Raw genomic sequence first — 12,588 nt, forward strand, 5'->3', positions numbered from 1 at the left:
GGATGCGCAGGGAATATTCTGGGCGCTGTTTTTTCGATAAGGCACCTATGAAAAACGATAGGTGATTCAACTTGCACGGAGATACAGAATGAAGAACTTTTAATGGTTGGGAATGGGAAGAAATCGTGGGACGGAACCACACAGAACGTATGGAAAAGTCAGTGGCCAGCTCTAAAACAATAAGTTATTTGCACATATTTAACTAATGGGAATATACAGGTGTTGTATGGCAAATTCATTACGAGAAAGAGGTAAATCATTTATGTATCCAAATTTTTATTATGATCATTATATGTATGAAAATCGTGCTTTTGAAGGTTTGGTCGGTCAGTTTATTACTATTCCAGCTAATTTAACTTTACCTAATGGTCAAGTGCTTCCTTCTGGTACGCGTGTTTTTATACACAGAGTTAATTTTACTCCGGCTGGTCAAGAACTTGTTACTATAGTATTTCCTTTAGGCGTCGGCGGTAACTGCATATCTGGATCTGCACAAGTTTCAGCCAGTCAGCTTGGGGGCCCTCTTGGAGGACCTGGAGGAGTTCAAACAATTAGATAAGGTTTTGTTAAAAGATAAGTCTGAGAGGAAGATCTTTGAGATCTTCCTCTTTTATCATCCATTTTTTAAATAAACAATGTTTGCAAATGGCAAGACTGATAGATACGTAAGAAATCGTGGGGAGAGAGCGGCGGGAACTAAGAAACCCAAAAGACATCGCCGAGGCTTTTGTCAAAAAACAACCGGACTGATGACAGGTCTCAGGCTTTTGCTTTTTTCGGCCAAATAAAATAGCTGATTGTAATAATGGCATCAATGCCTAAAACAATTGTCCACAACTTTAAGATTCCGCTTAATGCCTCAGTTCGAGAAGGGTCATTTATAAAATAAATCATTCCTACTAACAGCCCGGCGCCAATCAGATAAGCGAGTGCGTGTCTTACGAGACTTTTGGCATAATGTTTTGCAAAATCCATTCCGAACCGCTTAACCGGTTTTGCGCCTTGTTTGTTCACGTAATACTGAAAACGTTCATCAGCCCATTGGATCATACTTTTTCCGAACGCAACCGATATGCCGATGTACACCGCTGCTATGGCATGCACTTGAGTTGCTGCAGCCCCGCGATATAAATCAACACTTGTCGTTATTAACAAAATGAGATCAATTACCGGGGTTAAAGCTAAAAGAAGTAACCCCAGCTTATTTCGCTTGAACACATATCGTGTCACTAACCCTAGTGCAATGACAACCCAAAATGCAATTTCACAGCCGATAATCATCCATACTACAATATTCAACGTGTTTTCTCCCTCATTTCAATACTTCTGTATGATGTAAAAATATTTTAGCATTCGTATTTAAATAATACAACTGTATTATAAAATTGCGTTGTGATTTTTCTTTTGATAAAATGGAATCATGCCAAAACGAATTGATCACGAGAAAAGAAGAAAACAAATTGCAGAGGCGGCTTGGCGAGTTATTTTAGAACGGGGTATGGAAGGAGCGACAGTGAGAAATATTGCGGAGGAAGCAGAACTTTCATTAGGTGCATTGCGCCATTATTTTTCAACACAAGATGAACTGCTCGTTTATGCGATGAAACTCGTTAAAGAAAAAGCGGCAGCCAGAATAAATGAAATCGCTCTGCAAGACTTGCCTCCGAAAGAAAAAATATTAAACATATTGCTTGAAATTGTGCCGACGGATGATGAAACGAGGGCAGAAATGGAAGTCTGGTTTGCCTTTACAGCCTATTTCAGGCATAAGGAAACGGTGTATGACGCCCAGCATGACGGAATTTTTATCGCCATGCGAAAGCTCATTGACTATTTAGATCAGTTTCATCTGCTGCAGAACCATCTTGATAAAGAAATCGAAACAGAAAAGCTGTACGCTTTAATTGATGGGTTGGCATTACATGCGATGCTTGAGCCTGAGCGTGTTAATAAAAAACGAATCGAACGCGTATTAATTCAGCATCTGCATTCTATTTGTGCTGATGAATGAAACGGGCGGTTTTGAAATCCCGTTCGGCGTCGATAAAAGTGAAAAGAAAAGCTATTCTTTCTGAACATGCGGCTGAAAGGATAGCTTTTTTTATTTGTTTTTTGATCTTTGTATTGGAATTATGTCTATGAATGTTTCTGATACGATATGAGAATAAATGATTGAAAAATGGAAAAACAACATTTCATTTGGTAAAGTGGGGATGGAAAGCATCCAGCGCCAGACGGAGATCTGCTCTGGTCCATAAGAGAGAATCGCCATCTGAAACGAAAACATAATATTGATAGGAATGATGACAATGAAGCTTACTTATGAAGTACACCAAATCAAAACATCTCATCACATGTGGACCAACTATTGTTACATTATTGCAGATCATGTCAGCGGATCTGCAATAGTTGTTGACCCTTCATGGGAACTGAGTAAAATAACAAATAAATTGGATGAATTGGAAGTAGATTTGTCAGCTATCCTGTTAACTCACTCCCATTATGACCACGTAAACTTGGTGGAGCCGTTATTGAAGCTGTTTAATCCCTATGTTTATATGTCAAAAAAAGAGATAGACTTCTATCAATTCAATTGCAGAAATTTAATTGCGCTGAATGATAATCAAACCATCAGCATAGGGAATACAGAAGGGCGGTGCTTGCTTACGCCAGGCCATACAGCGGGAGGGATGTGTTATCTGTTTCCGGAAAGTATATTTACCGGGGATACGGTGTTTACAGAAGGCTGCGGTATATGTGAGGATCATGGCAGTTCTGCCTCAGATATGTTCGAAAGCATTCAAAGGATCAAATCTGAAGTATCACCTGACGTACACGTTTACCCGGGTCACTCATTTGGTAAAGAACCGGGTCACATCATAAAAGAACTTTTTAAGCATAATATCTATTTTCAAATTGACAAAAAAGAATACTTTGTGAAATTTCGTACCAGAAAAAATCAAAAAGGCATATTTGATTTCAAATAAGCGGCTCTTCATGACTGATTATAAATGAATCAAATAGCCTATTTTTCTTCTTTCGGTCAAATGATAGTCGGATTCAAAAAATGATTACATAGCCGTATAGGGTTTGCGGGTCCGTTCACCGTGATAAGATGAAGCGCTTTGTGATGATATTTTGCCGTAAAAACAAAATGGGTCATTTCGCCTGCATTCACTATGTTTCATGAGCCATTATACCGTCCTGGGAAAATGTAGGGGTTAAGTTGTGTAAGCTGTAGGAAAAATTAACTTGACGGAGAATATTTACAGGGTTACCATCAACTTGGACATGCTTCTTTTTATTCGGGTAATATACAAATTTTAATATCGTAAGCCAGTATTTAAATCATCGGTAAGTGGAAAGGGTGGCTTTAGAAGATGATCACATATGTTTTTCCTGGACAGGGTTCACAGCAGCAGGGAATGGGCAGTGAGCTGTTTGATGAATTTAAAGAACTGACGGCACAGGCAGATGAGATGTTAGGATATTCGATTAAACGGCTTTGCGTAGAAAACCCTTATTCTAACTTGAACAAGACCCAATTCACACAGCCTGCATTATATGTTGTGAACGCATTAAGCTACCTGAAAAAAACTCAACATTCAGATAAAAAACCCGATTTTGTTGCAGGCCACAGTTTAGGAGAATACAATGCTCTGTTTGCAGCGGAAGTATTTGATTTTGAGACCGGTTTAAAGCTTGTCAGAAAAAGAGGCGAGTTGATGAGCATGGTGAGCAACGGCGGCATGGCGGCTGTTATGGGACTGAATGAAGAACAGGTATCACAAGCTTTAAAAGAAAATCATTTACATACGATTGACATTGCTAATATAAACGCCCCTTATCAGATTGTGATTTCAGGGAAAAAAGAAGATATAGAAAAAGCCGCACCGGTTTTTGAAGCAATCAAAGATGTGACAAGGTTTCTCCCTTTAAACGTCAGCGGCGCGTTTCATTCCAGGTACATGAGTAAAGCGAAACAAGAGTTTGAACAGTTTCTAGATACATTTCATTTTTCTTCATTGTCCATTCCGGTCATTTCCAATGTTTTTGCCCGGCCTTACAAACAAGAACAGATCAAACTTACATTGGCAGACCAAATAGACCATTCAGTTAAATGGACGGAAAGTGTACATTATTTAATTGGAAAAGGCCAAATGGAGTTTGAGGAAATAGGACCGGGACATGTATTAACCGGATTAATCCATCGCATTAAGAAAGACGGGGAACCTTTGTCACGTTAATAGGGATTTTAGCTGAGGGATATAGTCATTTTTTTATTCGTAAACAGAAAAAAAAGATTCTTTCTTTACATTTGGAGTCAAAAGTATGATGAATTCATGGTTCGATTGACACTATTAAAAAAGGACAATCTTATATAATGTTACACATAATGAGGCTGATAAAACGGCCCGTTCTTTAATGGACATTTGCACTACATTCGATGAGGCTATTATATTTGCTCAAAAGCAAACCGTCGTTACCATCCAAACACACTCCCATTCATTTAACCGACCTACTTACACTATCGAAACGATGTCTTTGCTTATGCCATTGACAATGTACAACAATTTTGAGATTTCATTCATTTTTACACTTCATGATCACTTCATAATACGCTGCAAAGAATAATAAGGGTACATCCTGATGAAGACAATTATGGGGTTCTTAAGTTCTTCTTTCATTTTATATTCAATTTTTTAATCAGCTGGGCCAATAAAATAAACAAGTATGACGCAGGAACTTCTGCGCACATCATAAAAAAGAAGGTTAGGCCAATGAGTGAACCAATTGTTTTTATGTTTTCTGGACAAGGCTCACAGTATTATCATATGGGGCAGAAATTGTTCAGTGAAAACACTGCATTTCGAAATTGCTTGCTTAACATGGATGCAATCGTTACCCGACGAATCGGCAAGTCAATCTTGAGTGAAATGTACAATCCGGCTAAACGGATGTCAGATCCTTTTGATCGCACCCTCTATACACATCCCGCTATCTTTATGGTTGAGTATGCCTTATATCAGGTTTTATTCGAAAAAGGAATCCAGCCTGATTATGTATTGGGGACAAGCTTAGGAGAATTCACTTCTGCTGCTGTTTCCGGCGTCTTAGATGCAGAAGATGCAATGGAATGCATACTGGAACAGGCGATAATAATGGAAGAGCATTGCCGTGAAGGGAGTATGTTGGCTATACTCGATCATCCGCAATTATATAATGAATTTCCGCAGATTTTTGATCAGAGTGAACTCACTTCCGTTAATTATCATTCACACTTTGTCGTTTCAGGAGAAAATGAAAAGATAAAGATGATCATCAATTTTCTAAAGGAGAAACATATCACCCACCAGCTGCTGCCGGTATCATATGGATTTCATTCTTCACTTATGGATCCGGCAGAAAGAACATATAAAGAATTTCTAAGATCGAAATCTTTTAAGAGCCCTTCAATACCCTACATATCTAGCTTATCAGGAGACAGAGTTACTGAAATTGATCACTATTTTTTCTGGGATACGGTAAGAAAACCTATCCAATTTCCTCAAGCCATTCATTATTTGGAAAGTCGGCATACATGCCGGTTCATAGATTTAGGACCTTCCGGGACGCTGGCTGCGTTTGCAAAACAGCTGATTTCTGAAGATTCTGGGAGCCGCTGCAGCTCTATCATCACACCATTTCAACAGGAGCTGAAAAATCTGGAGACGGTTGAGAATTTACTGAAACTAGAAAGGAAGTAAAACTGGATGACTACATATGTTTTTCCTGGTCAGGGCTCCCAGCAAAAAGGCATGGGTCAGGGGCTCTTTGAGCATTATCAGCATTTGACGGACCAAGCTGATCACATATTGGGGTATTCAATAAAAAAACTTTGCACGGAAAAAGGCTATTTAGATATAAACCAGACTCAATACACTCAACCTGCTTTATACGTTGTAAATGCGTTCAGCTATCTTCAAAGAGTTGAAGAAACCGGCATGAAACCGGATTTTGCGGCCGGGCATAGCTTAGGGGAGTACAATGCGTTATTCGCCGCGGGAGCATTTGATTTTGGCACTGGATTAAAGCTGGTTAAAAAAAGAGGAGATCTGATGGGCCGAATTACCGGAGGCGGAATGGCAGCGGTGATCGGTCTGCATAAGGAACAAGTAGCAGAAGTTTTGCGTAAACACCATTTACATACGATTGATGTGGCAAACATGAATACTTCTCATCAAATCGTTATTTCAGGACAAAAACAAGATATCGAAAAAGCGGGTTCTGTTTTTGAATCAATCAAAGACGTTAAGCTGTTTCACCCCTTAAACGTAAGCGGAGCTTTTCATTCCAGATATATGGATGAAGCCAAGCGTGAATTTGAACAATTTGTTGATACATTCCATTTCAATCATTTGTATTTCCCTGTAATTTCCAATGTCTATGCACAGCCCTATATAGAGGAAAAGTTAAAAGAGACATTATCCCAGCAAATGAACAGCACGGTTAAATGGAATGAAAGTATTCGTTTTTTAATGGGACGGGGAGAAACGGAATTCGAAGAAATCGGGCCTGGAAAGGTATTAACCGGATTAATTCAGCGTATTCAAAAGGAAGAGGCGCCGATAACAGACAGGAACGAAAATGTCCGCTCGGCAGAACATAAAGGTCATCCGGATACATTGGAGGGGAACGCGCCAGGCCGCTCGCCGTCCGACCGGCAGCGCGGATTATCGAACAATCAAGGTGAGGCTGATTTACATTCGTCAAGCTCAACAGAGAAGATTACCGCATTTTCTCTCGGAAGTGCAGAGTTTAAAGAAGATTATAACTTGACATACGCTTACCTGGCTGGCGGGATGTATCGCGGAATCGCTTCTGAAAAAATGGTAGTGAATTTGGCAAAAGCGGGAATGATGGGCTTCTTTGGTACAGGCGGTTTGAAACTGAGTCAGATTGAGGAAGCCATTGTGTCTATTCAAAATGAATTAACGCAAGAACAAGCTTACGGCATAAATGTGGTGCACAATATGAAACATCCTGAAACAGAAGATAAAATAATTGACCTGTTAATAAAGCGTAGCGTCAGAAATTTGGAAGCTTCTGCATTTTTAAGTGTCACTCCCGCTTTAGTGAGGTTTCGTGCAAAAGGACTGAGGCGCGGTCCAAACGGCAAAGTGATATCGGTGAATCGTATCATAGCGAAATTATCAAGGCCTGAGGTTGCGGAATCCTTTCTAAGTCCTGCACCGGAGAGTATTCTTCAAAAACTTTTGGCAGAAAACAAAATTACGCCTGAGGAAGCTGTCCTATTGAGAGAAATCCCTGCGGCAAACGACATTTGTGTGGAAGCAGACTCCGGCGGCCATACCGATGGCGGCGTTGCTTACAGTTTAATGCCCGCGATGACACTATTAAGGGAAGAAATGATGGAAAAGTACCGCTATCATAAGAAAATACGAGTTGGAGCGGCAGGGGGGATCGGAACGCCTGAAGCGGCGATGGCTGCTTTTATGCTGGGTGCTGACTTTATTTTGACCGGCTCGATTAATCAATGTACGGCGGAGGCTTCAACAAGTGACAGGGTGAAAGATTTATTGCAGCAAATCAATGTGCAGGATACGGTATATGCACCCGCAGGGGATATGTTCGAATCGGGCAGCAAAGTGCAAGTGTTGAAGAAAGGTGTGTTCTTTCCGGCACGAGCCAACAAATTACATGACTTATATCAGCGATATGACTCATTAAGCGATATTGACCAAAAGACCTTAACTCAAATTGAGGAAAAATATTTTAAACGCAGTATAGATCAAGTCTATGAAGATATTAAATCATACCAGCCGTTGAAAGAGATTGAGAAGGCTGAACGAAACCCAAAACATAAAATGGCTTTGATATTCAGATGGTATTTTAGGTACAGCTCTGACCTTGCTATCAGAGGAAGCGGAGAGTCTAAGGTAGATTATCAGATTCACTGCGGCCCGGCATTAGGAGCCTTTAATCAATGGGTAAAAGGAACAGAACTAGAAAACTGGCGAAACCGCCATGTCGGTGAAATTGGGGAAAAGTTGATGACGGAGACGGCACAATTACTTAATGCCAAAATTCAATCGCTTTTTCAATCGGCACTTTAAATGGCCTGATGTTTCCAAGAAAAAAAGTTTGAATTTTTGTAAAAATACTCTTGACGAACTGTCTGATTATGTATGTTCCGCAATAAAATAGCAGAATTTGCATGTAGATCACATGCAAGGAGAAAGGACAAATACGTGATGAATAAACAGAGAATTTTTGAAGTGCTGGTAACGAATATTTGCGAGGTTCTTCCTGAGTTAGACGGGCATCGTTTTGAACCTGATGATCGTTTAGTTGAGTTAGGAGCAGATTCAGTTGACCGGGCTGAAATCATAACCATGGTGTTGGAAGAATTATCATTAAATATACCTCGTGTAGAGCTGTCGGGTGTGAAAAACATCGGCGAATTAACTGAGGTGCTTTATGAAAAAGTACAATCCGTCTGAGGTGGTTGTGACAGGTGTCGGTATAACCGCATCGATCGGCCAGGGAAAAGAGGCATTTTCCTCTTCTTTAATGTCCGCCAGGCATGCCTTTGGTGTCATGAAGCGCCCCGGCAGACAAAAAGACAGCCAATTTATAGGAGCTGAAATACCTTCATTATCTTACCCGGAGCGCCTTTCGAAAAAACTGCTCAGAAAAGCATCCTTTTCTAGCCAGGCGGCTTTGGTTACTCTCTCAGAAGCTTGGGAGGAGGCAAAATTGGACGATGCCGATCCAACGCGTATTGGATTGGTAGCAGGAGGATCAAACTTTCAGCAGAGAGAGAGTTTGCAAGTTTATGAGAAGTATAAAGACCGTGTCGGTTTTATTCCGCCGACCTATGGGTTGTCTTTCATGGATAGTGACCTCTGCGGATTATGTACAGATCAGTTCGGGATAGAAGGGTTAGCATATACGGCAGGGGGAGCTTCTGCGAGCGGTCAGTTAGCGGTTATTCAAGCCATTCAACAAGTCCTGTCTGGTCAGGTTGATGTTTGTATTGCGCTGGGGGCATTAATGGATATTTCTTATATGGAATGTCAGGCATTCAGGGCTTTGGGCGCTATGGGAACGGACCGCTATGCTGATGAGCCGGAAAAGGCGTGCCGTCCTTTTGATCAAAACAGAGATGGATTTATTTATGGAGAATCCTGCGGCGCATTGGTGATCGAACGCAAGGATACGGCTGTCCGCCGCGGTGCAAAACCCTATGCCGCATTGTCAGGCTGGTCCATCAAAATAGACGGAAACCGGAATCCGAATCCTTCATTAGAAGGAGAGGTGCATGTCATTCAGGAAGCATTGGAGCAGGCGAAGCTGTCACCGGAAGAAATTGATTATATTAATCCCCATGGCACGGGGTCTTTAATTGGAGATGAGATTGAACTGAAGGCGCTCCATGCTTGTCAGCTCACTCATGCCTACATAAATGCAACCAAATCAATCATCGGGCATGGGCTCAGTGCGGCAGGCATTGTTGAAATCATTTCTGTTTTGCTGCAAATGAAAGAATCCCGTCTTCACCCAAGCCGAAATTTAGATCATCCTATAGATCAATCCTTACATTGGGTAAAAGATCAATCAATTTCACATGACATAAGAAATGCTTTGAGCTTAAGCATGGGCTTTGGGGGAATAAACACAGCTGTTTGTATCCAAAACAATGAGAAATGTGGAGGCGAATCATAATGGTTTCAGCCGGAATAGAAGCGATGAATGTCTTTGGCGGAACGGCATACTTAGATGTGATGCAATTAGCCAAATACCGAGATTTAGATACTGCCAGGTTTGAAAACTTATTAATGAAGGAAAAAGCTGTAGCGCTGCCTTATGAGGACCCTGTTACTTTTGGGGTAAATGCGGCGAAACCGATTATTGATTCATTGACGGAAGCAGAGAAAGATCGGATTGAATTGCTGATCACCTGTTCAGAATCCGGCATCGACTTTGGCAAATCGTTAAGCACCTATATGCATCAATATTTAGGGCTGAATCGCAATTGCCGTTTGTTTGAAATTAAACAAGCCTGTTATTCAGGGACTGCCGGTTTTCAGATGGCGGTTAATTTTATTTTATCCCAGACCTCCCCGGGAGCAAAAGCGCTGGTCATTGCCAGTGATATTTCCCGTTTTTTAATCGCTGAGGGCGGAGACGCATTAAGTGAAGATTGGTCGTACGCTGAACCGAGTGCAGGAGCGGGAGCGGTGGCTGTTTTAGTAGGTGAGAACCCCGCCGTATTTCAAGCAGATGCAGGGGCAAACGGATATTATGGCTATGAAGTAATGGATACGTGCCGTCCCATTCCTGACAGTGAGGCGGGGGATGCCGATTTGTCATTAATGTCGTATTTGGATTGCTGTGAACAAACATTCTTAGAATATCAAAACCGTGTGCCCGGTGCCGATTATCAAAACACTTTCCAATATCTCGCCTATCACACTCCTTTTGGCGGAATGGTTAAAGGAGCGCATCGCACCATGATGCGTAAAATGGCAAAAGCAAAGAGTGCGGAGATTGAATCAGATTTTCTGCAACGGGTAAAGCCTGGCTTGGACTACTGTCAAAGGGTCGGGAACATCATGGGGGCTGCCGTGCTTCTGGCATTGGCGAGCACCATTGATCAAGGGCAATTTGATTCGCCAAAACGAATTGGCTGTTTTTCCTACGGATCCGGCTGCTGTTCTGAATTTTTCAGCGGAATTATAACGCCGCAAGGCCAAGAACGCCAGCGGCTGTTTGAAATCGAAAAGCATTTAAACAGTCGGTATCAGTTATCTATGGATGAATATGAGGTGTTATTTAAGGGAAGCGGACTGGTCCGATTCGGGACGCGTAATGTAATGCTGGATTTTGAGATGATTCCCGGAGTGCTAGATTCTAATAAAGGGACACCGCGATTGTATTTGGAGGAGATTTCTGAGTTTCATCGCAAATACAGGTGGATTTCGTGACATATCAAACGATAAAGGTCCGGTTTCATGAGTCAATTTGTTACATAACATTTCATCGTCCGGAAGCAAATAATACGATAAATGACAGGTTAATAGAAGAATGTTTACACGTGCTTGAACAATGTGAAACGACGGTTACGGTTGTCGTATTAGAAGGACTTCCAGAGGTATTCTGTTTCGGGGCGGATTTTCAAGAGATTTACCAGGAGATAAAACACGGCAGAAAAGACGCACATTCACCAGAGCCTCTTTACGATTTGTGGCTGAAACTGCAGACGGGTCCCTTTATCACAGTTTCTCATGTTCGAGGAAAAGTGAATGCCGGAGGTCTCGGGTTTGTGGCTGCCAGTGATATTGTCATAGCGGATGAAACAGCGACATTCAGTTTGTCAGAACTGTTATTTGGGCTCTTTCCCGCTTGTGTTTTACCGTTTCTGATTCGCCGGGTCGGCTGCCAAAAAGCACATTATATGACATTGATGACAAAGCCGATTCTTGTTCACCAGGCCCGTGAATGGGGATTGGTAGATGACTGTGACCAGCAAAGCGAAATTTTGCTGAGAAAGCATTTATTGCGTCTGCGGCGGTTGAATAAAGCGGGAATCACCCGTTATAAACATTATATGAACTCACTGAATGACCTTGTTTATCGTTCAAAATCGCTGGCATTGGCGGAGAATCAAGACATGTTTTCAAATCCTCAAAACCAAATGGGGATTTTAAGGTACGCAGAAACGGGACAATTTCCATGGGAGGGCCAATAGTCTGCTTGATACGTGATGTGAAAACCAGAAACAGTCAGGAGGAAACAATGCTGCATTCTGTAGTAGAGTTACTTGAAATCGAGCCAAATATTATTCAGGTGAAGATGCAGGACCGTGTTCATAAAAACGCGTTTTCACAAGAGCTGACAGACGGATTGATAAAGGCGTTTGATATTATTGGTCAATCGGCATGCAAAGCAGTCATTTTAACCGGGTATGACAATTATTTTGCATCAGGAGGAACGCAAGAAGGGCTGTTGAGAATCCAACAGGGAATCACCAAGTTCACTGATGATAATCTTTATTCTCTCGCGCTTGATTGTAAGGTTCCTGTCATCGCGGCGATGCAGGGCCATGGAATTGGCGGCGGCTTTGTCATGGGGCTGTTTGCTGACTTTATTGTTCTAAGCAGGGAGAGTGTCTATACAACGAATTTTATGAAATACGGTTTTACTCCGGGAATGGGTGCGACTTTCATCGTTCCTCAAAAATTGGGGTTCAGTTTGTCGCAGGAATTATTGATGAACGCCGGTAATTACCGCGGCGCAGACCTTGAAAAAAGAGGAGTTCCCTTTAAAGTTCTGCCTCGCCAAGAAGTGTTGCACCATGCATTGGAATTGGCGCGTGAGCTGGCGGAAAAGCCGAGAAACTCGTTGATAACATTAAAAGATCATTTGGTTGCGCCGCTTCGTGCACAGCTTCCCCGTGTAATTGAACAGGAGCTCGTAATGCATGAGAAAACATTCCATCAGGAAGAAGTAAAAGCGAGAATCACCGGGTTGTATGGATATTAACTGAGATTAAACGATAGATGCGTGTTTTATATAAAAATT

General features: G+C 41.7%; 12 protein-coding genes. 11 read left to right on the forward strand and 1 reads right to left on the reverse strand.

The genetic code is table 11. The features are described 5' to 3' along the window. Positions 1-226 precede the first annotated feature (226 nt). Positions 227-559, forward strand: coding sequence for a hypothetical protein (locus AXI57_RS17845; RefSeq protein ID WP_223251853.1), 333 nt, complete (start codon positions 227-229; stop codon positions 557-559). Between the two features lie 200 nt (positions 560-759). Here the strand turns inward: AXI57_RS17845 and AXI57_RS17850 are convergent, their stop codons facing one another. Further along, entirely contained in the window at positions 760-1,299 is a 540-nt protein-coding gene (locus AXI57_RS17850; RefSeq protein WP_061670810.1) for a hypothetical protein, read from the reverse strand. Positions 1,300-1,420: 121 nt separating this feature from the next. On the opposite strand from AXI57_RS17850, the gene AXI57_RS17855 reads away from it, so the two are divergent. From AXI57_RS17855 to AXI57_RS17900, 10 genes are all read left to right on the forward strand, one after another. Beyond that, positions 1,421-2,011: a TetR/AcrR family transcriptional regulator gene (locus AXI57_RS17855; RefSeq protein ID WP_003328851.1), complete on the forward strand. Its 591-nt coding sequence runs from the start codon at positions 1,421-1,423 to the stop codon at positions 2,009-2,011. Positions 2,012-2,309: 298 nt separating this feature from the next. Continuing rightward, complete coding sequence (locus AXI57_RS17860) at positions 2,310-2,987, forward strand: MBL fold metallo-hydrolase (RefSeq protein WP_061670811.1); 678 nt, start codon at positions 2,310-2,312, stop codon at positions 2,985-2,987. A 393-nt stretch (positions 2,988-3,380) separates the two neighbouring features. Beyond that, positions 3,381-4,247: an ACP S-malonyltransferase gene (gene fabD, locus AXI57_RS17865; protein ID WP_061670812.1), complete on the forward strand. Its 867-nt coding sequence runs from the start codon at positions 3,381-3,383 to the stop codon at positions 4,245-4,247. 534 nt (positions 4,248-4,781) lie between these two features. After that, the gene (locus tag AXI57_RS17870) at positions 4,782-5,747 is read left to right on the forward strand and encodes an acyltransferase domain-containing protein (protein ID WP_010788663.1); all 966 of its coding nucleotides are present in this window, start codon (positions 4,782-4,784) and stop codon (positions 5,745-5,747) included. 6 nt (positions 5,748-5,753) lie between these two features. Beyond that, positions 5,754-8,117: an ACP S-malonyltransferase gene (gene fabD / locus AXI57_RS17875; RefSeq protein WP_061670813.1), complete on the forward strand. Its 2,364-nt coding sequence runs from the start codon at positions 5,754-5,756 to the stop codon at positions 8,115-8,117. Positions 8,118-8,255: 138 nt separating this feature from the next. Further along, a complete protein-coding gene (locus AXI57_RS17880) occupies positions 8,256-8,504 on the forward strand; it encodes an acyl carrier protein (protein ID WP_003328845.1) in 249 nt (82 codons plus the stop codon). Continuing rightward, positions 8,482-9,729 carry a beta-ketoacyl synthase N-terminal-like domain-containing protein gene (locus AXI57_RS17885; RefSeq protein ID WP_061670814.1) on the forward strand — a complete coding sequence of 416 codons (1,248 nt, stop codon included), beginning with the start codon at positions 8,482-8,484 and terminating at the stop codon, positions 9,727-9,729. Before AXI57_RS17880 ends, AXI57_RS17885 begins: the two co-directional genes overlap by 23 nt. Then, a complete protein-coding gene (locus tag AXI57_RS17890; RefSeq protein ID WP_061670815.1) occupies positions 9,729-10,991 on the forward strand; it encodes a hydroxymethylglutaryl-CoA synthase family protein in 1,263 nt (420 codons plus the stop codon). Before AXI57_RS17885 ends, AXI57_RS17890 begins: the two co-directional genes overlap by 1 nt. Next, positions 10,979-11,755: an enoyl-CoA hydratase/isomerase gene (locus AXI57_RS17895; protein ID WP_141292126.1), complete on the forward strand. Its 777-nt coding sequence runs from the start codon at positions 10,979-10,981 to the stop codon at positions 11,753-11,755. The genes AXI57_RS17890 and AXI57_RS17895 overlap by 13 nt, the downstream gene beginning before the upstream one ends. A gap of 47 nt (positions 11,756-11,802) precedes the next feature. Continuing rightward, positions 11,803-12,549 carry a polyketide synthase gene (locus tag AXI57_RS17900; protein WP_061670817.1) on the forward strand — a complete coding sequence of 249 codons (747 nt, stop codon included), beginning with the start codon at positions 11,803-11,805 and terminating at the stop codon, positions 12,547-12,549. Positions 12,550-12,588: the final 39 nt, after the last annotated feature.

It is taken from the genome of Bacillus atrophaeus (genome assembly GCF_001584335.1).
GTDB classification, from domain to species: domain Bacteria; phylum Bacillota; class Bacilli; order Bacillales; family Bacillaceae; genus Bacillus; species Bacillus atrophaeus.